The organism is Actinomycetota bacterium, from assembly GCA_005888325.1.
Classification (GTDB): domain Bacteria; phylum Actinomycetota; class Acidimicrobiia; order Acidimicrobiales; family AC-14; genus AC-14.
Window position 1 is genome coordinate 20,798 of the sequence record VAWU01000019.1, and the last position, 21,005, is coordinate 41,802.

Annotated in this window: 19 protein-coding genes; 6 read left to right on the plus strand and 13 right to left on the minus strand. The window is 71.5% G+C overall.

Translation table 11 applies throughout. The features are described 5' to 3' along the window. Positions 1-298: 298 nt before the first annotated feature. From E6G06_05325 to E6G06_05345, 5 genes are all read right to left on the minus strand, one after another. A complete protein-coding gene (locus E6G06_05325) occupies positions 299-2,662 on the minus strand; it encodes a CoA transferase (GenBank protein TML92475.1) in 2,364 nt (787 codons plus the stop codon). Continuing rightward, on the minus strand, positions 2,599-3,786 hold the full coding sequence (locus E6G06_05330) for a cytochrome P450 (protein TML92608.1): 1,188 nt from the start codon (positions 3,784-3,786) through the stop codon (positions 2,599-2,601). The genes E6G06_05325 and E6G06_05330 overlap by 64 nt, the downstream gene beginning before the upstream one ends. 11 nt (positions 3,787-3,797) lie before the next feature. Continuing rightward, positions 3,798-4,580: an SDR family NAD(P)-dependent oxidoreductase gene (locus E6G06_05335; protein ID TML92476.1), complete on the minus strand. Its 783-nt coding sequence runs from the start codon at positions 4,578-4,580 to the stop codon at positions 3,798-3,800. 8 nt (positions 4,581-4,588) lie between these two features. Further along, positions 4,589-5,764 carry an LLM class flavin-dependent oxidoreductase gene (locus E6G06_05340; protein ID TML92477.1) on the minus strand — a complete coding sequence of 392 codons (1,176 nt, stop codon included), beginning with the start codon at positions 5,762-5,764 and terminating at the stop codon, positions 4,589-4,591. 85 nt (positions 5,765-5,849) lie between these two features. Next, positions 5,850-6,290 (minus strand): PaaI family thioesterase, encoded by a 441-nt coding sequence (locus E6G06_05345; protein TML92478.1) that lies wholly within the window; start codon positions 6,288-6,290, stop codon positions 5,850-5,852. Between the two features lie 27 nt (positions 6,291-6,317). Between E6G06_05345 and E6G06_05350 the strand changes: the two genes are divergently transcribed. Next, positions 6,318-7,274 (plus strand): LLM class F420-dependent oxidoreductase, encoded by a 957-nt coding sequence (locus E6G06_05350; GenBank protein ID TML92479.1) that lies wholly within the window; start codon positions 6,318-6,320, stop codon positions 7,272-7,274. Here E6G06_05350 and E6G06_05355 read toward each other — a convergent pair. Continuing rightward, positions 7,205-8,953, minus strand: coding sequence for a hypothetical protein (locus E6G06_05355; GenBank protein TML92480.1), 1,749 nt, complete (start codon positions 8,951-8,953; stop codon positions 7,205-7,207). The two genes, E6G06_05350 and E6G06_05355, sit on opposite strands and share 70 nt — an antisense overlap. Here E6G06_05355 and E6G06_05360 point away from each other — a divergent pair. Next, a complete protein-coding gene (locus tag E6G06_05360; protein ID TML92481.1) occupies positions 8,895-9,674 on the plus strand; it encodes an SDR family oxidoreductase in 780 nt (259 codons plus the stop codon). The genes E6G06_05355 and E6G06_05360 overlap by 59 nt on opposite strands. A gap of 78 nt (positions 9,675-9,752) precedes the next feature. On the opposite strand, the gene E6G06_05365 is transcribed toward E6G06_05360, so the two are convergent. Together E6G06_05365 and E6G06_05370 are read right to left on the minus strand one after the other, a co-directional pair. Continuing rightward, entirely contained in the window at positions 9,753-10,496 is a 744-nt protein-coding gene (locus tag E6G06_05365; protein TML92609.1) for an SDR family oxidoreductase, read from the minus strand. After that, a complete protein-coding gene (locus E6G06_05370; GenBank protein TML92482.1) occupies positions 10,496-11,509 on the minus strand; it encodes an LLM class F420-dependent oxidoreductase in 1,014 nt (337 codons plus the stop codon). The genes E6G06_05365 and E6G06_05370 overlap by 1 nt, the downstream gene beginning before the upstream one ends. A gap of 23 nt (positions 11,510-11,532) precedes the next feature. Between E6G06_05370 and E6G06_05375 the strand changes: the two genes are divergently transcribed. Further along, on the plus strand, positions 11,533-12,708 hold the full coding sequence (locus E6G06_05375; protein TML92483.1) for a transporter: 1,176 nt from the start codon (positions 11,533-11,535) through the stop codon (positions 12,706-12,708). Continuing rightward, positions 12,705-13,124 (plus strand): DNA-binding protein, encoded by a 420-nt coding sequence (locus E6G06_05380; protein ID TML92484.1) that lies wholly within the window; start codon positions 12,705-12,707, stop codon positions 13,122-13,124. Before E6G06_05375 ends, E6G06_05380 begins: the two co-directional genes overlap by 4 nt. Here the strand turns inward: E6G06_05380 and E6G06_05385 are convergent. Beyond that, positions 13,102-13,725 carry a cysteine hydrolase gene (locus E6G06_05385; protein TML92485.1) on the minus strand — a complete coding sequence of 208 codons (624 nt, stop codon included), beginning with the start codon at positions 13,723-13,725 and terminating at the stop codon, positions 13,102-13,104. The two genes, E6G06_05380 and E6G06_05385, sit on opposite strands and share 23 nt — an antisense overlap. A 103-nt stretch (positions 13,726-13,828) precedes the next feature. On the opposite strand from E6G06_05385, the gene E6G06_05390 reads away from it, so the two are divergent. Together E6G06_05390 and E6G06_05395 are read left to right on the plus strand one after the other, a co-directional pair. Beyond that, positions 13,829-14,614, plus strand: coding sequence for an SDR family NAD(P)-dependent oxidoreductase (locus E6G06_05390; GenBank protein TML92486.1), 786 nt, complete (start codon positions 13,829-13,831; stop codon positions 14,612-14,614). Next, the gene (locus E6G06_05395; GenBank protein ID TML92487.1) at positions 14,611-15,954 is read left to right on the plus strand and encodes an AMP-dependent synthetase; all 1,344 of its coding nucleotides are present in this window, start codon (positions 14,611-14,613) and stop codon (positions 15,952-15,954) included. Before E6G06_05390 ends, E6G06_05395 begins: the two co-directional genes overlap by 4 nt. On the opposite strand, the gene E6G06_05400 is transcribed toward E6G06_05395, so the two are convergent. Genes E6G06_05400 through E6G06_05415 form a run of 4 tightly spaced genes read right to left on the minus strand, consistent with a single transcriptional unit; the run spans position 15,901 to position 20,855 of the window. Further along, positions 15,901-16,380: a VOC family protein gene (locus tag E6G06_05400; GenBank protein TML92488.1), complete on the minus strand. Its 480-nt coding sequence runs from the start codon at positions 16,378-16,380 to the stop codon at positions 15,901-15,903. The genes E6G06_05395 and E6G06_05400 overlap by 54 nt on opposite strands. A 49-nt stretch (positions 16,381-16,429) precedes the next feature. Next, on the minus strand, positions 16,430-17,968 hold the full coding sequence (locus tag E6G06_05405) for a nickel transporter (GenBank protein ID TML92489.1): 1,539 nt from the start codon (positions 17,966-17,968) through the stop codon (positions 16,430-16,432). Beyond that, positions 17,965-19,377 (minus strand): tetratricopeptide repeat protein, encoded by a 1,413-nt coding sequence (locus E6G06_05410; protein ID TML92490.1) that lies wholly within the window; start codon positions 19,375-19,377, stop codon positions 17,965-17,967. Before E6G06_05410 ends, E6G06_05405 begins: the two co-directional genes overlap by 4 nt. Next, the gene (locus E6G06_05415; protein TML92610.1) at positions 19,368-20,855 is read right to left on the minus strand and encodes a DUF4331 domain-containing protein; all 1,488 of its coding nucleotides are present in this window, start codon (positions 20,853-20,855) and stop codon (positions 19,368-19,370) included. The genes E6G06_05410 and E6G06_05415 overlap by 10 nt, the downstream gene beginning before the upstream one ends. Between the last annotated feature and the right edge of the window lie 150 nt (positions 20,856-21,005).

Consider the following 21,005-nt stretch of genomic DNA (forward strand, 5'->3'; position numbering starts at 1 on the left):
GACCTCGCCCGGCTCGAGCCCCGCGTCGGCGAGCGCCCGCTCGACGGCCTGAGCCGCGATCTCCGTCGTCGTGCGGCCCGACGCGCGGGTCTGCTCGGCCTCGCCGACGCCGGCGATGGCGACCTGGCCGCTCACGTCGTCGAGGCGGGTGGCGAAGCCCCAGCTGTGCGCCTCCGCTTCGCTCTGCTTCTGAGAGGCATGGTGCTCGCTCATCGGTTCGCCGTCCTCGTCCCTCGGACGCCGCACCGATCTGTCACATGGGAGCTGTGCGCCTCCGCTTCGCTTCGGTGCTCGCTCATCAGGCGCCGAGGGGACGTTCGCCGATGATGTCGCGGGCGCGCAGGTCGTCGATCTCCGCGTCGTCGAGACCGAGCTCCCCGCGCAGCACCTCGTCGTTGTGCTGGCCGAGCGTGGGCGCAGGCGAGCGGTACCACGGGCGCTGACCCCGGCTCGCGAAGCGGAACGGCACGCCCGGCAGCTCATGGGTGCCGGTGACGGGGTGCTCGAGCGCCTCGAAGAACCGGCGCGCCCGCATGTGCGGGTTGTCGGCGATGTCGCGGGGGACGATCACGGGCGCGGCCGGCACGTCGCGCCGGGCGAGCTGCTCGACCAGGTCGTCGAGCTCGCGGTCCGCGCACCAGACGGCCAGCTCCTCGTCGACGAGGTCGTGGTCGGCGCGCCGGTCGATGGCACGGGCCCATTGGGGGTCACCCATCACGTCGCGGAGCGCGTCCCAGTGCTCGTCGGTCACAACCGCGAGCGCCAGCCAGCGCTCGGTGCCGGCACACGCGTACAGACCCTGCGGCGCCGCGACGGGCCCGCGGTTGCCGTGACGGCCCAGCAGGGTGCCGTTGGCCGAGTACTCGACCACCTGCTCGGCGGCGGCGTTGAGCGCGGCCTCGACCATCGTGACCTCGACGAGCATCCCCACACCTGTGCGGTCGCGGGCATCGAGGGCGGTGAGCAGCGCGAGCACCGCGTGCATGCCCGCAAAGGGATCGCATGCGCCGCGCGGGATGAGCGGCGGTCCGTCGGCGAACCCGGTCACCCAGGCCATGCCGGTGATCTGCTCCATGGTTTGCGCGAAGCCGGTGCGGTCCCGCCAGGGACCGTCGAGCCCGAAGGCGGGCATGCGCACCATGACCGCGCGCGCGTTGCACGCGTGGACGGCATCCCAGTCGAGCCCGAAGTTCTCCATCACACGCGGCGAGAAGTTCTCGATCACCGCGTCGGCGCCGGCGATGAGACGCTTGGCCAACGTCAGGCCGTCGGGTTGGTCGAGGGCGAGGGTGATGCTGCGCTTGCCCGCGTTGGCGCCGTGGAACACGGGACACCACTCCCACCACTGCTCGGCGCGGGGAGCCGTCGTGGTGTAGCGCATTCCGTCGGGACGCTGGACCGACTCGACCTTGACCACGTCGGCGCCGAGCGCGGCGAGCATGTGGGTCGCGGCCGGGCCCGCCCAGAAGGCGGTGAAGTCGAGGATCCGGAGCCCGTCGAGGGGGAGGCCGTCGCGGGGGCGCGAGGGCGCCGCCGGCGGGCGCGGCTCCCATCGCACGCCGCCCGAATGCTCACCGAGTCTCGGCGCAGGGGTGAACGGGCGGCCGCGGCGACCGTCGACCGCGTACGGCACCCGCGGCTGCACGAACCCACCGCCCGGATGCTCGACGAAGGTGCCCCGGGCCCGGAAGTGGTCGAGGGCGGGGAGGGTCGCGCCGTTGCCGACCGGCGTGACCGGGATGCGCAGCAGCGTGGCGAGCTCGATGATCTCGTCGCTGGTGCGCTTCGTCGTCCAGTCGTGGATGACTGCGAGGATCTCGTCCATGCGCTTCGAACGCCCGATGGCGCTCGCCAGGTCGCGGTCGTCGATGAGGTCGGGTCGCTCGATCAGGACGAGGAAGTCCTGGAACTGCTGCGCGGTGATCGTGCAGAAGCCGACGTAGCCGTCGGTCGTCGGCTCGACCGAGGGGATCTCGATCGTGCGCGCGGGGCCGCGGAAGGCGGGCCGGCCCATGAAGCTGGAGAACACCGACGTGAAGGTGTTCATCGTCACCGACATGCACTCGAGCAACGACACGTCGACCCGCTCGCCGCGGCCCGTGCGCCGCGCCTGCTTCCACGCCGCCACCGCCGCTACCGCGGCATAGGCGCCGCCGATCCACTCGCCGAGGCGGCCGCCGGCCGCGACCGGGGGCCGGTCGGGGGTGCCCCGCGAGCCGGTCGACCCGCACCACGCCTGCAGCACGAACTCGGTGGCGGCGCGGCCGGCCCACGGGCCCGAGAGCCCGAACGGCGAGATCGACACGACCACGATTGGCGCACCATCGGGCACCGCGGGGTCGCGTCCCGAGCTGTCGATCACGATGTCGGCCGCGGCGACGAGGTCGCGCACCTCGTCGACTGCGATGTCACCCACGACCGAGCGCTTCGACGTGTTGAGGAACTCGAAGAGGGCTCCCGAACGCCACTGGCGGAGCGGGTCGCCGCCGGGTGGCTCCACCTTCACCACGTCGGCGCCCGCGTCGGCGAGCAGCTTGGTGCAGTAGGGACCCGCGATCTCGGTGGAGAGATCGACGACGCGCAGGTCGTCCAGCACGCTTACGTCCTCGAGAACTCGACGGGGAGATGGTCGATGCCGCGGACGAAGGCGCCGGGGGTCCAGCGCACCTCGTGGCCGGGGACGACGTGGATGTCGGGCAGGCGCCGGAGCAGCTCCTCGTACATCACCCGGATCTCCATGCGGGCGAGCGACGCGCCCAGGCAGAAATGCGTGCCGAACCCGAAGGCGACGTGCGGGTTGTGCTCGCGAGTGATGTCGAAGCGCTCAGGGTCGTCGAAGACCGTCTCGTCTCGGTTCGCCGACGAGTACATGAGCAGCACCTTGTCGCCGGCGCGGATCGTCTCGCCGTGGAGCTCCACGTCGACTGTGGCCGTGCGGGCCATGTTGAGGATGGGCGTGACGTACCGGAGGAACTCCTCGACGGCAGTCGGAAGGCGGGCCGGGTCGTCGCGCAGGAGCCGCCACTGGTCGGGATGGCGGCTCACGAGGTCGAGCGCACCGGTCATGGCGTTGCGACTGGTCTCGTTGCCTCCGATGAGCAGCAGCAACGACTCCGCCAACAGCTCGTCGTCGCTCAGCCCGCTGCCGTCGATCTCCGCGTGGGTGAGGATGCTGATGAGGTCGTCGGTCGGCCGGCCCTTGCGGGCTTCGAGGATGGGGGTCGTGTACTCGTAGAACGCGAACACCGCGGCCATGCGCTCGTCGTTCATGTACCTCGGGCCGCCACCGAGCTGGACGAGCTTGTCGGACCACTCTTGCAGGAGGTGCCAGTCCTCGGGGCGGACGCCGAGCATCTCGGCGATCACGATCATCGGCAACGGTGCCGCGAGGTCGTGGACGAAGTCGCACTCGCCGCGCGTCGCGACCTTGTCGATCAGGTTCGTGACGAGCCCGCGCACGTGGGTCTCGTGGTCGCCCACCCGCTTGGGGGTGAAGCCCTTGTAGACCAGCCGGCGCTGGACGTTGTGACGGGGATCGTCGCGGTCGATCATCGACGGCGTCGTCGCCTCCGCCGACATCCCCGGCCGCGAGCCCGCAGCGTTGCTGAACCGCACCGGGTCCTTCTCGACCGCGACGACGTCGGCATGACGCGAGATGCCCCAGAGCCGGTTGACGTCGTCCCAGTAGGCGGGCGCGTCGGACCGCAGCCAGGCATAGGTCGGGTAGGGGTCGCCCGCGTAGAAGTCGCCGTCGAGCAGGTCGACGTTCGATGACGGCGCGTGCACCGACGAGGCGTTCACGCGGTGAGCACCTCGCGGCTCGACAGGATGCGGCCGGTGAAGGTGGCGGGGTCGCAGGTGCACAGCACGAGCACGGCGTCGACGAAGAAGTCGAGCTCCTCGACGATGCCCGGGTTCGCGTCCATCACGTCGCCGACGATCGCCTCGGCGCCGGGTGTGCGCACCGCCGCGACCGGCGCGAGCGAGTTCACCGCGATGCCGTCGCCGTGGAGCTCTGCGGCCAGACCGGTCGTGACGCGCTCGAGCGCCGCTTTGGTGGCCCCGTACATGGTCGACGTGGCTCCGAGCTTGTGCCCACGCGAGAAGGGCGGCCCTTCGGGGTGCTTCGAGGTCGCGCTCGAGATGTTGACGATCCATCCCTGTCCGCGGGCTCGCATGGCGGGCGCGACGGCCTGTGCCAGGTCCACCGCGGCATGCACGTTGAGCTCGAACAGCAGACGGCGGCGCTTCAACGACATCTCCGCGGTCGGCAGGTAGAAGGCGGCCGCCGCGTTGTTCACGAGGATGTCGATGGGCCCCAGCACGGCTTGCGCGTCCGGCACGATCCGTGCCCGGTCGTCGGCGTCGGTGAGGTCGGCCCTGATCGCGAGCGCACGGCCTCCACCGCTCTCGATCGCGGCGATCGTCTCGTGCAGCGTTCCCTCGAGCGGGCCGGGCGCGTCGAGCGTGCGTGCGGTGACCGCGACGGCCGCTCCCTCGGCGGCCAGGCGCCGGGCGACGGCTGCGCCGATGCCGCGGCTGGCGCCGGTGACGAGCGCGGTGCGTCCCTCGAGACCCATGGGCCCGGTCAGACGATCAGTGGGCCCAGCCCGTCGGCCTGGGGCTTCCGGCCTTCGAGGTCGGCGGTCTGCGCGTCGCGCTGGCGCGTGGTGCTGTGGACAGGGTCGGTGTCGAACTCGGGGATGATGTGGCGGCCGAAGGTCTCGACCGCCTCGACCGCCACCTCGATCGGCATCGTGCTCGAGAGCATCCCGAAGGTGAGCTGGTCGGCGCCCACGTCCGCGTAGCCCTTCACCGCCCGGTGGCACTCGTCGGGTGTGCCCACGCACACCAGGCCCTTGGCGATCTGCTGCTCGAGGCCCTCGGGGGTGGGCTCGGGGATGAGGTCGGGCCACACGGGGAGCCCGGGGGGCTTCGGGAAGGTGTCGAGGTAGCGGAACACCAGGCTGTTCTGGTAGCCGGACGCCATGTTGCACGCGATGTCGCGGGCGCGGCCGCCGTCCTCGAGGCACAGCATCTGGCTCGTGACCATCACGTTGTTGTTCACGTACTCGCCGACCGGCTCGGCGTGCTCGATCTCCTTCTTGTACGTCTCGATGAGCGGCGCCAGCGTCGCGGGCGAGCCCATCGTGAAGCACAGCACGCCGAGGCCCATGCGGGCCGCTTTCTCGAAGGTCGAGGGACTGCCCGCGGCCACCCACATCGGCGGGTGGGGGAGCGTGTAGGGCTTCGGCAGGACGTTGCGCGGCGGCATGGAGAAGAAGCGACCCTCGTAGCTGTAGTCCGTCTCCCGCCACATGCGCTTGAACTGGGGTACGACCTCGTCGAACATCTCGCGCGTCAACTCGGAGTCTCCGATGCCGAAGCCCTTCTGCTCGGTCGTCGACGAACCGCGTCCCATGCCGAACTCGAAGCGGCCACCGCTGAGGTGGTCGAGCATCGCGACCCGCTCCGCCACGCGGGCCGGGTGGTTCACCGGCGGGGTGACGTTGAAGATGCCGGTGCCGACGTGGATGCGGTCGGTGATGGCGGCGACGTAGGCCAGGAACGACTCGTTCGCCGAGAGGTGCGAGTACTCCTTGAGGAAGTGGTGCTCCGTGGCCCACGTGTACTTGAACCCGTTGGCGTCGGCTGCCTTCGTCCACGTCACCTCGTCGATCAACCGGTTGTGTTCTGCGTGCCGGGGGTCCGCGTCGGTGAGGTGGTGCGGGAGATAGAGGCTGTTGAAGATCCGGAACTCCATGGGCGAAAGCTAGCCCCCGGAGGGAGGAAATGAAACACGATCTAGAAACGCGCGGTCGCCCCGACGCACCGTCGATCCGACGCGGTCAATCCAACGCGGTGAAGCCCACGAGGTCGGTGTCGGAGAGATCGACCGCGAACATGCACGTGCCGCGGGCGAGCAGTTGACCGTCGCGGTCGTGGATGGTCGTGTCGGCGACCGAGAGGCGGCGCCCGGCGCGCACGACGACGCCGCGACACTCGACGGTGTCTCCCACCCTGATGCCGCGCAGGAAGTCGACGTGCAGCGACGCGGTGGGGAAGGCGCGCCAGTCGGGCAGCATCGACGACACCGCCATGCCGGCGATGTCGTCGACCAGCACGCCGACGAAGCCGCCGTGCACGAACCCCATCGGGTTGCCCACGTTGGCCTGCGGCGTCCAGCTCACCACGCTCCGGCCCCCACCCATCTCCACCATCCGGTAGCCGAGCAGGCTCGACCGGCCGTTGCGCAGCTTCTCCCAGTCGGGTTCCTTCTCGGCACGCATGAGGCCGTCAGACTAGAACCTGTTGTCGTGAGGGCGTCGCTCGGGCTCCCGACCCACCGGATCGACCGCGGCGACGAGTTCGTCGGCGGCGATGCCATCGCGCACATGGCCCGGGCCGCGGAAGCCGCCGGCTTCGACGCGGTGTTCGTGACGGAGCATCCGTTCCCGGGCGACGCCTGGTTGGCCCACGGTGGCCACCACGCGCTCGACCCGCTCGTCGCGCTCTCGTTCGCGGCCGCGGCCACGACCCGGTTGCGCCTGCAGACCAACCTGTACATCGCCGCCTACCGCAACCCGTTCCTCTCGGCCAAGGCGGTGGCGACGCTCGACGTGCTGTCGGGTGGCCGCGTGATCCTCGGGGTGGGGACGGGCTACCTGGAGCCGGAGTTCGTCGCCCTGGGCGTCGACTTCGAGGAGCGCAACGCGCTCACCGATGAGGCGTTGCGTGCCATGAAGGCAGCGTGGTCGGGCGAGAGCGTCGCGCTCGACGGCATGCACTTCACCGCGACGGGCAACACGATGCTTCCGCGGCCGGTGCAGCGGCCGCACCCGCCGTTGTGGGTCGGCGGCAACAGCCGCCGCGCCATTCGCCGCGCCGTCGAGCAGGCCGACGGTTGGGTACCGATGCCGAACCCGGCCCGTTCCGCGTCTCGGCGGCGAACGCCCCCACTCGAGTCGATCGACGACCTGCGCGCGGGCATCGCGTACGCACGCGAGCACGGCGAGGCCGTCGGCCGCGAGGCACCCCTTGACGTCGAGTTCATGGCCCTCGGCGCCGACATGTTCAGCACCGGCCGGCTCGACGCCGGTCGCGTCGTCGAGAGCGTCGCCGAGCTGGCGGCGGCCGGCGTGACCTGGCTGGCCGCCGGCGTGCCCGGCGAGTCGAGGGCCGAGTTCGTGGACAACGTGGTGCGTTACGGGGAGGAGGTACTCCGGTCCCCCGACTTCCCGGCGACTCCAGCAGGGCCGTCAAAGCTGTCCTGAGGTCGCGTCCTCGGTGTTGAGTCGGCAGGGGTGCCGGTCACCCTGTCGGCCAGGGAGACCAGACCGACCGCGGCGATCATGGCGATCAGGGGAGTGGCCGGGACCTTGTAGCGGGGCGCGCCGTACAGCAGGATCGGCGTCGACGCGAGCGAGGCGGCCGTCAGCAGGAGGAACCAGTGCCTGCCCGTCCTGCGCCCCGCTGACCGCGACACCCCGACCGCGGCCAGCCCGAGGGTGACGAAGAAGAACCAGTCACCGACCTTGGCGAGTGTCGTCCCGGTGCCTGGAGCGATGAACGGCCCGACATCCTCCAGCGCGTCGTGATCGTCTCGATAGGCGAGCCTGATTCGTGTGGGCCACTGCCGGACCTCCCGTGCCGGGTTGTGGACGACGAAGGTGATCGCCTGAGACATGGCGTAGTCGTTCTCTCTCACCTCTTGATCCTCGGGAGCAATGCCCTTTGTGGGTGGGACGCAGTACCGGCGCATGTTCTCGCGCGCCGCAGCGGACTCCAAGACCGAGTTCCCTCCCGATGCGCCGGGATGGCGCGCCATGCACAATGCCGCGCCGTAGCCGGTCGAGATGACCACAGGAGAATGCAGCTTGACGATGTTGCGGATGGTCCACGGCAGCACGATGAGGCCGACCACCGCAACGACGATGCCGCACTGCGCCAGCGCCCGGCGGAGGCTCGACCCCTCGAGCCGGGCGGCAAGAGCCAGCAGCAAGACCATCGGCCACGCGATGGGGCGGATCAGAACGGAGCATCCGAACAGGGCAGCGAAGGCGAGCAATCGGCGATTCGGGACGCGCCCACCGGGCCATGGCCGCCCGAGCAGCACCAGGAGCGCGGCCATGGCGACGAAGATGAACGTCGTCTCCCAATGCAGGGTGGCGGTGTGGAACACGAGGTTCGGGTACACCGCGAGCACCGCGGCGGCCACGAGCGCCACCCTCGTGTCGAAGAGCCGCCGCATGATCTCGAACGCCATGAGGATGGTCGCGACGCCGAGCGCGACGTTGAGCGCGACTGCCGCGGCGACGAAGTTGTCGGGAAGCGGTGAGTGGATCACCAACCAGAAGAGCGCCCCGAGCGTCGCCGGGTAGCCGGGGGGACCGATGGCGGTGGGGACGTCGTGTCCGGGAACCGCGTTCGACCGGGACACGACTGCGCGGGCGATGCGCTGCCAGTACACGGTCGCGCTGTTGTAGCCCTCGCCGCGGGCGATCTGGACCGCTTGGATGTGGTACTGAGCCGGGTCGCCGACGACGGGAATGTCTGCGGCGTAGACGCACCAGACGACGCGGAGCGAAAGTGCAACCGCGAGGATCGCGACGAGTGCCTTGCGCTGTGCCGGAGTTCCCGTGCCCCGCCACCAACGGGCGATCCCGCTCGGTTCGCGGACGCGTGGACGTTCACCTGCAGGACGCTCTTCGAGCGCAGTCCGCGACGAGCCACGCGGCCCCAGGCTCACGCGGCATCGTACCCGTCCGGCGCCCGGGCAGGCTGGAATGACGACACCGGCTCGCGTCACCATGTCACCGTGGTCGGCGGTGGGGACGGGTGAAGGGGATGGGTGAAGAGGTGCCGGCACGGGCTCGATCGATCGAAGGAGCGACATGGCGCTGAAGGGCCTCGAAGGGAAGGTCGCCGTGGTGACGGGCGCCGCGGGCGGCATCGGGCGGGCGGTGGGCCTGCGCCTCGCCGACGAGGGGGCGCAGGTGGTGCTGGTCGACCTGGACGAGGTGGCGGCCAAGGTGGTGGCCGACTCGCTGGGCGCGACGGGAACCCACGCGCTCGCGGTCGGAGCCGACGTGTCCACGGAAGAGGGGACCGACGCGTGGATGCACGCCGCCCTCTCGACCTTCGGGCGCGTCGACCTCCTCCACGCCAACGCCGGGGTCGAGGGCCCGCTCGCCGCGGTGCCCGACTACCCGATCGCCGAATTCGACCGCATCATGTCGGTGAACGTGCGCGGCGTGTTCCTCGGCGTGCGCGCGGTCATGCACCACCAGCGGGCCGTCTCCGGCGGTGGCGCAATCGTGATCACCTCGTCGGTCGCCGGGCTCATGGGCTCGCCGCTGTTCCCGGCCTACGTCACGAGCAAGCACGCGGTCCTCGGTCTCACCAAGTGCGCGGCGCGCGACGGTGGGCCCTTCGGGGTGCGGGTCAACGCGGTGTGCCCGGGCCCGATCAACACCGACATGATGCGGCGGCTCGAGTCGGGGCTGGGTGACGAGCTGGCGGACACCACCGCCGAGCAGATGCGCTCCACCGTGCCGATGGGCCGCTACGGCGAGCCCGCCGAGGTCGCCGCGCTCGTCGCCTGGCTCCTGAGCGACGAGGCGTCCTACGTCAGCGGCGGCGTCTTCACCGTCGACGGCGGCCAGCGCTACTGAAGCGCTGATACCCAACCTGTTCTCTGAACGATCGGCGGGGTCAGGGCCACACGAATCGTTCCGAGAACGATCGGTCGACTAGGTGGTGAAGATGCCTCCGTTGACGGGCAGCGTCTGTCCGGTCACCCACGCCGCCTCGTCCGACGCGAGGTAGGCGATCGCCCCGGCCACGTCGGCGGGCCGACCGAGACGCCGGGTGGGGTACCCCTTGACCATGCCGTGGCCGGCGCCGTCGGCCCGTTCGATGACACCGAGCGACACACAGTTGACCGTGACTCCGAACGGGCCGAGCTCCACCGCCAGATGACGGGACAACCCGACCGCGGCCGCCTTGGATGCGCCGTAGAGCGAGATACCGAGGCCGGTGCCGGCCCGACCCGCCTCGGAGGAGACGGTGACCACGCGGCCCCAGCCCCGCTCGCACATCCCGTCGACCACCGCACGCGTGCAGTGCAGGGTGCCGTACAGGTTGAGGCGGATGAAGGGCTCCCAGTCCTCGAGGGTCGTGTCGCGGAACTGCTTCAAGGCGAAGCCGTCGGCGGGGATGCCGGCGTTGTTCACGAGGATGTCGACCGGCCCGACGCGGGCCTCGACGGTCGCGACCATCGCCCCCACCGCGTCGACGTCGGTGATGTCGGCGTCCACCGCCTCGGCGCGGCCCCCGCTCGCGATGATCTCGTCGGCAACCGTCCGGGCCCGCGCCGCGAACAGATCGTTCACCGCGACCGCCGCGCCCTGGCGCGCGAGCGTGCGCGCCACCTCCGCGCCCACGCCCTGACCCGCCCCGGTGACCAGCGCGACCCGGCGCGAGAGGTCGAACATCACGCCGTCGCGCGGAACCCGCTCAGCACGTCGTGCATGCATTCGGTGCTGGGCTCGTAGGGCATCGAGAAGCTGATGCGGTCGGCCAGGTCGCCGTAGCGCTCCCGCACCCGCGCGCCGATCGACCCGGGCTCGCCCCGGACCGCCAGCGCGTCGACGATCTCGTCGTCGATCAAACCCGTCATCTCGTCCCAGCGCCCCTGCTTCGACAACGCGTTCAAGTCGGTCTGCAGATCGCCCCAGCCGTGGGCATCGAGCGTGACGCGATAGGCCGGGGTCGATCCGTAGAACGACAGCAGGCGGCGAACGCCTGCGTCGGCGCCCTTCAGCTCCTGCTCGTCGCGACCGGTGAGCACGATGGTCGTGACGGCGACGGTGAAGTCCTCGCGGGAGCGCCCGGCGCGCGCCAGGCCCCGCTCGACCGCGGCCGCGGCCTGCTCGCGCACGAAGCGCTCGGTGTTGAACGGGTGGATGAGGAGGCCGTCGCCCACCTCGGCGGCCATCTCGGTCATACGGGGCCCGAGCCCGGCGACGAAGATCGGGGGTGCGCCGTGGGGGTTGGGCCCCGGGTCGAAGAACGGCGTCATGAGCGTGTGCGTATAGAAGTCGCCGCGGAAGTCGAGCCGGGCGCCGTCGTTCCAGCAGCGGTGGATGGCGCGGACGGCCTCGACCAGCTCGCGCATGCGCGCCACCGGACGGCCCCACGGCATGCTGAAGCGCTTCTCGATGTGGGGCCGGATCTGGGAGCCGAGGCCGAGTATGAAGCGTCCGTTGCTGGCGAGCTGCAGGTCGTTGGCGATCTGCGCCAGGTCCATCGGGCTGCGTGCGAAGGCGACCGCGATGTTGGTCATCAGCTCGATGCGCTCGGTGTGCTCGGCCGCGAGCAAGAGCGGGAAGAAGGGGCCGTGCGGGCCCTCGAACGTGAACGCGCCGTCGTAGCCGAGCGACTCGAGCCGGCGGGCGGCGGCGCCGGAATCGGTGAGCGAGCCCTTGACCCAGCCGTCGAGCTTCATGAGGTGCGTGTCACGATAGCCAGATGTCCTTCCGCGGGGAGGCGGCGATCGTCGGGATCGGCGAGACCGACTACATGCGCGGCGCCGAGCGCCTGCCCGTCGAGCTGATGCTCGACGCGGCCCGGGTCGCGGTCGCCGACGCGGGCCTCTCGCCCGCAGACATCGACGGCATCATCCCCCCGGCGGGCTTCACGACCGCGGAGGAGCTCGCGGTCAACCTCGGGATCGAGAACCTGAGCTACTCCGTGACGGTCATGATGGGCGGCGCCAGCCCGACCGCGGCGCTGCAGAGCGCGGCGATGGCGGTGACCTGCGGCCTGGCGCGCCACGTCCTCGTCGTCGTGGGATGGAACGGCTACTCGGCGTTCCGGGCCAAGCCCGGGGCCCGCCGACCGCGCCACGGGTTCCTGCGCACGTCGGTCACCGACACCACCGCCGACTTCTACGTGCCGCACGGCGGTTTCGCACCATCGCAGTTCTACGGATGGATCGCCATGCGCCACAAGCTGTTGCACGGCATCCGCGACGAGGACGCCGGTGCGGTCGCGCTTGCCTGCCGCAAGCACGCGCAGCTCAACGACAAGGCGCTCATGCGTGGCAAGCCGCTCACCATCGACGACTACCTCGGCGCCCGCTGGGTGTCGGAGCCGTTCCGCCTCTATCACTGCTGCCTCGAAACCGACTGCGCGGCGGCCATCGTCGTGTCGACGACCGAGCGCGCCCGCGACCTGGCGCGCGTTCCGGTCGTCGTGCTGGGCGCGGCGGAGGGGCATCCCTATCCGGCCGACGACATCGCCAGTCGGCCCGACCTCAGCCGCATCGGACTGACCGCGGCCGCGCCGCAGGCGTACGCGATGGCCGGCATCGCGCCGCACGACGTCGACTTCCTCGAGGTCTACGACTGCTTCACCTACGTCGTGCTGCTGCAGCTTGAGGCGCTGGGGCTGTGTGGTCCCGGGGAGTCGGGTGCGTTCGTCGCCGACGGTGCCATCGAGCTCGGCGGCCGTTACCCGCTCAACACCCACGGCGGACTGCTGTCGCAGGGTCACATGTGGGGGATGAACCATCTCGTCGAGGCGACCCGCCAGCTGCGTCACGAGGCGGGTGCGGCGCAGGTCGCGGACTGCGAGCTCGGGCTCGTCACCGGGTGGGGCGACTTCGGCGACGGGAGCATCGCCGTCCTGGCCCGGGCGGCGTGATCAAGCCGATCCCGAAGCCCGAGGGTTTGAACGCGGAGTTCTACGAGCACTGCGCGCGCCACGAGCTGCGGTTTCAGCGGTGCGAGTGCGGCGTCTGGCGCCACCCGCCACGGGTGCTGTGCGCGGCGTGCGGTTCCGAGGAATGGACGTGGGCGCCGGCGAGCGGCCGCGGTCGGGTGTTCACCTGGACGGTCACCCATCAGGCGCTCCACCCCGCGTACGCGGACGACGTACCTTACGCGGTGCTCGTGGTGGAGATGGACGAAGGCGTGCGCATGGTCTCGTCGCTGCGCGACCTCGACCCCGGGGACCTCGCGCTCGATCTCCCCGTCGAGGTGGTGTTCGAGGCGCGCCCCGACGCAACCCGGCCGGACGCGATCACCCTGCCGTGCTTCAGGCCTTCCACGCGGCGATGACGTCGTCGACCGCCACGCGCGTGGCGAGCAGGGCGATGGTGTTGTCGATCACCGCGCGTCCGTACTCACGCGGCACACCCGCCACCGCGTCGGTGACGACCGCGACGCGATAGCCGAGGTTCACCGCCTCGATGGCGAGCCCCAGCACGCCGAGGTTCACCGACACCCCGGTCGCCACGACCGTGGTCACGCCGAGGTTGCGCAGGATCGAGTCGAGGTCGGTACCGGTGAACGGCGAGATGCCGTGGCGGCGGGACGACACGACGTCGGAGGGGTGCGGGCCCAGCTCACCGACGACCTCGGCCGCGGGTGAGCCCACCTCGAGGTGGGTCGGGTTGCGCATCATGACCGCGAGCATCGGCGCGTTCACGGCCGAGCCGGCGCGATCGGCGCGGAACTCGGCCGTGCAGTGGACGACGCGCACGCCGGCGCGTCGCGCCGCCGTCGCCAGCCGCGCCGCGTTCGTGATGACGCTCTGGGACGCCACCTCGGCCGCCAGATCCGGGACGGCGGCGAGGTCGCCGATGACGCCCCGCTGCATCTCCATCGTCAGCATCGCCGTGTGGCCGGGCGCCAGCAGCTCGACGAGGTCGATCGGCATGTGGGGAGGCTAGCGAGCCGAGGCGCTCGCCCCGCTCCGGGCCCGGCCCGGTCGAGCGTCCCCTCGTAATGTGGCGTGATGAGCGGGCGCAGGAGCTAGCCGCATGGGCAACGGGGTCGACCTCCAGGGCGTGGCGCTGGTGACGGGCGGGCGCGGCGGGTTGGGCCGGGCGCTCTGCCAGCGGCTGGCGAACGCAGGCATGACGGCTCTGGCCGTCGACCTGCCCGGGCTCGGCGCGGACGTCGAGCTCGACGTCACCGATGCCGAGGCGGTTCGGGGTGCGGTCGAGCAGGTCATCGGCACCCACGGCCGGCTCGACGTCGTCATCGCCAACGCCGGCATCGGCGTCGGTGGGGTCGTCGAGGCGCTGCCCGCGGCTGCTTGGTCGCGGTCGTCGGCGGTGAACCTGGGCGGTGCGATCAACGTGCTCCGCGCCGTGTACCCGACGATGATCGAGCAGCGGCGTGGGCATCTCGTGTTCGTCTCGTCGCTCGCGGGTCTCGTCCCGACACCGCTCCTCGTCCCCTACGCAATGACGAAGCACGCGATCGTCGGGCTCTCGACCAGCCTGCGCCCCGAGGCGGCGCGCTACGGGATCGGCGTCACGGTGGTGTGCCCCGGCCCGATCGACACCGGGTTCCTCGACACCGGCGGCAGTGCGGGCGTGGTCGAGGGCGTCGACATCCGGCGCTACCTCACGCGCGCCGCCGGACGCGCCATCACGCCCGAGGCGGTTGCGGCAGCCACCTTGCGCGGCATCCGCCACAACCGGGCGGTCGTGGCGCCCGGGCGGGCCGGTCTGATCTGGCGCGCGGCCCGGCTCTCCCCCCGGCTCGTCGAACAGGTCATCAGCCGGACCATCCGCGCCGAGCTCGCGCACACGGGTTGAGGGCCGGGCCCGTCACGGTCGAGCGCGTCACTGCCGAGCAGTCGCGGCGCGCCCAGTCGAGAGTCGCCGGCGCGCTCGCGCGGCTGGGCATCGGGCGCGGTGAGCGCGTCGCCTTTCTGTGTGCCAACTCGGCCGGGCTCGTCGCCGCGTGCCTCGGTGCGTTGCGCACCGGCGTCGTGCCGGTGTGCCTCAACCCCGCGTTGCTCGCGCGCGAGAGGCGGGTCCTCTTGGACGACGCGGAGCCCGCGCTCGTCGCGGGACCGCGCGCGCTGACCGCCCTGCTCGACGGGCCCGAGGCCGACCTGGCGCCGGTGCCCCTCGCCCGGCCCATGCACTACACGTCGGGCACGACGGGCACACCGAAGGGGGTGTGGTCGGGCGTGCTCGACGAGGCGACCGCCGGCGCGCTCCACGACGACGAGTCCGCGGTGTGGGCCTTCTCGGCGGACGACCGCCTGCTCGTCGCCTCACCGCTGCACCACTCGGCGCCGCTGCGGTTCAGCACCGGTGTGCTGCTCGCGGGGGGAGAGCTCTGCGTGCTCGAACGGTTCGACGCCGCGGCCGTGGCCGATGCCATCGCGACCTTCCGCCCTACGCTCGCGTTCTTCGTCCCCGCGCACCTCCACCGGCTGTTCGCGCTCGGCGCGCTCCCGCGGCTCGACTCGTTCCGCCTCTTGGCCCATGCGGGCGCACCGTGCCCGGTGGCGCTGAAGGAGGCCGCGCTCGCCGCGTTCCCGACGGGCACGGTGTGGGAGTTCTACGGCTCGACCGAGGGGCAGTTCACCGTCTGCTCGCCCGACGAATGGCTGGAGCGCCCGGGCACGGTGGGCCGCGCCCGCCCCGGCCGCACGTTGTCGGTGGACGACGGCACGATCTGGTGCGACGTCCCGCCGTTCGCGCGCTTCGAGTACTGGCGCGACCCGGAGAAGACCGCGAGAGCGTGGCGGGGAAGCGCGTTCACGGTCGGCGACCTCGGCCGGCTCGATGACGACGGCTTCCTGTTCCTCGACGGCCGCCGCGACGACCTCATCATCTCGGGTGGGGTGAACGTGTACCCGCTCGAGGTCGAAGCCGCGCTGTCTGCGGTTGAGGGGATCGAGGAGGTCGTCGTCTTCGGCGTGCCGGACGAGCGGTGGGGTCAGCGCGTGTGCGCGGCGGTGATAGGCGACGCAGCCGCGACGGCCGTCATGACGCACGCGCGCGCCACGCTCGCCGCGTACAAGTGCCCGAAGGACGTCTACGTGGTGGCCGACCTGCCGCGCACGGCCAGCGGCAAGGTGCGTCGCTCAGCCGTGGCGAGCCACCTCGGCCTCGATGTCGAGGGGGGCGACCGGGGCTGAGTGCTCGTAGTCGCCCCACTCCGCCCGCGGCAGCATCCACATCACCTCGAACTCGTTGCCGTCGGGGTCGCGGCCGTAGAGCGACTTGGTCGCCCCGTGGTCGCTCTGGCCCGAGAGCGCGCCCAGCGCCTCGAGCGTGTCGCGCCCTGCGGCCAGGTCGTGGATGGACGCGACCTGCCACGCCAGGTGGTACAGCCCCACCGCGCCGGACGGCGGTGAGGGAGCGCCCGCGCCGACCGCGAAGAGACCGAGGTCGTGATGGTTGTCGGATCCCGCGGCCCGGAGGAAGGCCGCCCGTCCCGCCAGCCGCTGCACGACCTCGAAGCCGAAGGCCTGCTGGTAGAAGGCGACCGACCGGTCGACGTCGCGGACATAGAGCACGGCGTGGTTCAGGCGTTGGACGGGGATGGGACGGGGTTCTTCCATGTCACCACTCAACCACGCCGGGCCGACGCGATCTTCCCTCGTCGGTCGACTAGAGCTGGACGGCGCCGCGGGCGGCGAGGTAGAGCCCGACGACGACGATCAGCGACGAGGTCGCGACCGGGAGCACGCGTGCCAGGTCGCCGAAGCGGCTGGGCCGTGCACGACGGGCCGCTCGCCGGTCGAGCGCGCCGCGCGCCCGGACGAGGAGGATCCCCGCCGCGGTGAGGGTGACCGCCATCCCCATGCCGTAGGCGACGACGAGCACGACGCCGAACCACGTGTGCCCCAGCGCGATCGCGCCGAGGAGCACGACGAGGGCCGACGGCGCCGGCACCATGCCCCCGGCGAAGCCCATGGCGACCAGGCTGCGCCAGTGCAGGGGGCGGTCGGGGTCGACGGGCGCGTGGGAGTGGACCCGTCCGCCGTGGGCATGGGGGGCGTGCTCGTGGTGCGGGTGCTCGTGGTCATGCGAGACGTGGTCGTGGTGCGCATGCTCGTGGGGCGGGTGGTCGTGCGCGTGCGAGCGGGCCCGCTCGCGCCGGGCGCGCAGCGCGCGCGTCAACAGGCCGCCGCCGACCCCAGCCAGCAGCGCCCCGCTCGCCAGGCCCAGCCACGGGTACAGGCGCTCGGGCGCGATCACCGCGCTCGTCGAGAGCACGAGGCCGAGCACCATCACGCCGAGCGTGTGGGTGATGGTGACCGTGAGGCCGACGAGGCCGGCCTGGCGCATCGAGCCCCGCTGGCCCACGAGGTAGGCGGCCATCACCGTCTTGCCGTGCCCGGGCGCGAGCGCGTGGAGCCCGCCGAGGAAGAGCGCGATGGCGAACGCCAGCACGCCGAAGCCCACACTGATGTCGTGCCGGGCGACGAGGTCGGTGAACGACCGGGTCGCCTGGTCGATGCCGCGGGGGAGCGCGGCACCCGGCAGGACGAGCTTGGCGGCTGGCCCCGAGTAGCGGGCACCGCCGGGGCGCACGCTCAGCGATGCCGCCCGTTGGTTCAGCGGCGACCGCAGCAGGTCGTTGGGGTATGCGGTCAGCTGGCGGCTCACGCTGTTCCGGGGCACGGTGCTCGCCACGAGGGTGGCGCCGTCGCCGACGGCGGTGATCTCGTGCCACCCGACGCGGTCGGTGAAGTTGGCGTTGTGGAAGTCGAGCCGGTGCTCGCCGCGCAGGAGACCGCTCATGGCGACGAGGTTGCACGTGAGGCGCAACGTGACGAGCCCGCCCTGCCCGGGCGGGAACCGCAGCCCGCTGCTGACCACCCGCACGGGCGCGGGCGCCCCGTCGAGCTGCAGCCTCAGCCGGCCGGCCTGCTGCGCGCACGCGCGGTTGCCGTACGCCGTCGCCTCGGCCGGGTCGGTGCGACCGTCGCCGTTGGTGTCGTAGTCGCTCCGGCTCTGGAACGTCGGGATCTCCGCCATGTCGACGACCAGGTCGAGGAGCACCCGATCGGGTTGCACGCGCAAGCCGCTGTACTCGTTGACCGTGAAGTTCCCGAGCGGGTGGGCCGACGCAGGGGCCGCAGGCACCAGCACGGCCACGACCCCAACCGCGCCCAGCGCCAGCAGGCGGCGGACCGACCTCACCGCGCCACCCCGAGCTGCGTTGCCAGCGCCTGCGCCGCCGGCAGGTCGCGAACGCTGATGTGCGGGTCGATCCCGAACGCGCGCGTGAGGTGGGCCCGTGCGTCCGCCGTACGGCCCAGGTCGGCGTCGATGACCGCCAGGTGGTACCAGAGCAGTGCCTGCTGGGTGCCCAGGCGCACCGCGGCCGTCGCATGGGGGAGCGCGTCGGCCGGTTGTCGCGCGCCGCGCAGGGCCCAGGCCAGCGCGTCCTCGGCGAAGATCGTCGGACGCGCCGCGAGCGCCGCCTGCGCCTGGGCGACGGTGGCGGCGGGGTTGGCGCCCGCGTCGCCGAGATGGTCGGCATCGAAGCGCGCCAGCTCGAAGTCGACCGACACGCCGTTGGCGCGGTTGAGCGACTCGATGGCGCGCACCAGGTCGTACTGCCGGGCCGCGTCGGACGGCCTGCCCATCGCGTCGAGGACGTCACCGAGCAACGCGACCGTGGCGGGGAGCGGGAGGCGGTTCGCGGTGGCCGTGAGCCGGTCGGCCGCACCCTGGAGGTCGCCGCGCGCCGCGGCCACGCGTGCCCGGCCGACCTCGGCCGGCCCGTAGTCGGGGTGGTCGCGCTCGGCCCGCAGGTAGTTCGCCTCGGCCACGGCGAGGTCGCCGCGTCCGAGGTGGAGGTCGCCGAGCAGCACGAGGACGTAGGCGCGGTCGTCGGGTGACCCCGCACCTGCCTCCACTGCCTCCGTCATGGCGCCGATGGCACCAGGGGTGTCACCGCGCAGCTCGCGCAGGTACGAGAGGCGTGCGTAGCTCGCGAGCGCGGGACGCGTGCTCAACATCTCGTCGACGGTGGTGGCCGCCGCGTCGTACTGGCCGAGCTCGATGTGCGCATCGAAGATGGCCGTCAGCGGATCGGGGTCGTCGGGGTTGAGCGCGTGGGCGCGGGTGGCGCGCTCGAGGGCGCGGCCGAAGTTGTGGCGGGCCAGGTCGAGAAAGGCAGCCGTGGTCAGCGTGTGGCCGTCGTCGGGCGCGAGGGCGGCGCTGCGCGCCACGGCCTGGTCGGCCTTGTTGTAGTACGTCGGGTCGGCGGTCTCGCGGGCGCGCACGAGGTAGGCGTCGGCCAGCTGGGTGAGGAGCGCGGGGCTGTCGGGTTGCGCGCGCAGTTGCGACTGCAGGCGGGCGACGCGCGCCTCGGCGCTGGTCCGGTCGCTCGGCGGCGCAGGCGCCGGCACGGGATGGTCGTTGCGCCCGGCCACGATGAAGCGGCCGAGGAGGAGCCCGAAGACGGCGGCCACGACGAGCGTGGCCGCCAGCCCTCGCCGCCAGGCCCCCCGTCGAGGGGGCTGGGCGGCAGAGTCCCGGGAAGGGGGCCCGGTGGCCCGGGCCCCCTCCGTCGGGTGTGCAGCGGTGTCAGTCAGCAGCACGTGGTCGTGGAGCCGACGGCGTGGTGCGTGTGGTCGTAGCCCTGGTGGGGCGTGGCCACGTACGGGAACCGGGCGAGGAACGGAAGGTCGTTCTTGTTGACCCCGTCGCCCAGGATGTTGTTCGGCGCACTGTTGAAGTCCGGTGTCAGGACCGTGCCACCGGCGAGCGCGCGCAGCTCGATGTCGGTGACGTCGTCGGCGAGTCGTCGGCCGTTCGGGAAGCCGGCGTTGTCACCCGCGATGACCCCGAGGTGGTTCTCGTTGCCGAAGGGGTCACTCCCCGACTTGAGGGGCACCGGCGGGATCGCCATGTTGAGCCGGAGCATCTCCGACGGCCTGACGTTCGGCGGCTGGTTGAGACCGGGGATCCCGGTGAGGAACACCGCGACCAGGTCGTTGCGTGGGTTCGGCGGCACCTTGACCCCCGGGTAGAGGGCCGGGATGAGGCCCGCCAGCTCCGGGTTGGTCACGTTGCCGAGGAACTGGGCGTCGTCCTCGGGCTCGGATGCGTTGAAGCGGTCCTTCTTGCCCAACGGGATCACGACCTCGTTCACCAACGGGGCCCCGAGGCGGGACACGTTGACCCACTCGCCCGACTGCCGCACGAACGGGTCACGCTCGCTCAGGCTGCGATTGGCCATGCGCTGGGTCTCGGAGTACACACCGATGATCGAGTTGGGGCCGGTGTCGCCCTTGTCGCCGTGATCGTCGTCGCCGTCGTCGTCACCCTCGCCGTCGTGTCGGGACGTCGTCGTCGCCACGTTCAGGCCGCGTGCCGGCTTGCCGTCCCGAGTCAGCTCGGTGATGGGCACCTGCAGGGCGATCGTGTGGGTGTTGAATCCGCCCACACCGTCGACACCCGGCTGGGTCGTCTTCGGCGGCAGCGCGTGCGCGGAGTTCAACGGGCGCAGGCCACCGAGGTCGAAGATCGATCCCAGGTCGACGAAGAACGGGTCGTCGCGCTGTCCGACGAACGACTTGTAGCCACCCGGCAGGTCGTAGACGGCTGACCGAGCCAACGCCTCGTAGTTCGGCGTCGAGCGGGGACCGATGTTCACCGGCGGCGTGGCGAGGCCCTCGCCGATGATCTTGCGCGAGTCACCTTGGATCTTCGCGATCGAGTAGTACTGCCGGATGTTGAAGTGCGGGTCGTTCAGGCTGGTGATCGGCCCCGTGTTGTAGAGGAACGTGTTGGGGTTCACCACCTTGGTGGTGAAGCGCCACTCGTAGATGATGTCGTCGGCGGCATCACCGTTGTTGTCGATGTTGATGCGATAACGCACGTCGTCGCCGAACTTGAAAAAGTTCGGTCCGCCCGCCGGCTCCTCCAACGGGATCCAGTTGGCGATGAACGTCACCGTGTCGGGACGGTCCGGGCTCACGAAGGCGTACAGATCGGTCGTGTCCGCCAGGGGGTCCTCGCTGATGCGAGGCGCTTCCCGGTGGCTCGACGTCTGTCCCGGTACGACTGATGCCAGCAGGCCGGCCAATCCGAGGGCCGGTACCAGCAGCAGTTTTCGGTAGTTCCGCACTGCAGCTCCTCCTTCTTTCAGAAAACGGGTTTCAGAGAACAGGGACACGCGCCCCGACGCGAGACCGGGGTCCCTCAGCACCGGCTCGGACGATCA

Coding starts and splice junctions, on each gene's coding strand:
- E6G06_05335 (TML92476.1), bottom strand. CDS start 4,580: ATGGGTCTCGAGGGACGCACCGCGCTCGTCACCGGCGCCAGCCGCGGC.
- E6G06_05340 (TML92477.1), bottom strand. CDS start 5,764: ATGGAGTTCCGGATCTTCAACAGCCTCTATCTCCCGCACCACCTCACC.
- E6G06_05345 (TML92478.1), bottom strand. CDS start 6,290: ATGCGTGCCGAGAAGGAACCCGACTGGGAGAAGCTGCGCAACGGCCGG.
- E6G06_05360 (TML92481.1), top strand. CDS start 8,895: ATGGCGCTGAAGGGCCTCGAAGGGAAGGTCGCCGTGGTGACGGGCGCC.
- E6G06_05355 (TML92480.1), bottom strand. CDS start 8,953: ATGCCGCCCGCGGCGCCCGTCACCACGGCGACCTTCCCTTCGAGGCCC.
- E6G06_05365 (TML92609.1), bottom strand. CDS start 10,496: ATGTTCGACCTCTCGCGCCGGGTCGCGCTGGTCACCGGGGCGGGTCAG.
- E6G06_05370 (TML92482.1), bottom strand. CDS start 11,509: ATGAAGCTCGACGGCTGGGTCAAGGGCTCGCTCACCGATTCCGGCGCC.
- E6G06_05375 (TML92483.1), top strand. CDS start 11,533: ATGTCCTTCCGCGGGGAGGCGGCGATCGTCGGGATCGGCGAGACCGAC.
- E6G06_05385 (TML92485.1), bottom strand. CDS start 13,725: ATGCCGATCGACCTCGTCGAGCTGCTGGCGCCCGGCCACACGGCGATG.
- E6G06_05390 (TML92486.1), top strand. CDS start 13,829: ATGGGCAACGGGGTCGACCTCCAGGGCGTGGCGCTGGTGACGGGCGGG.
- E6G06_05400 (TML92488.1), bottom strand. CDS start 16,380: ATGGAAGAACCCCGTCCCATCCCCGTCCAACGCCTGAACCACGCCGTG.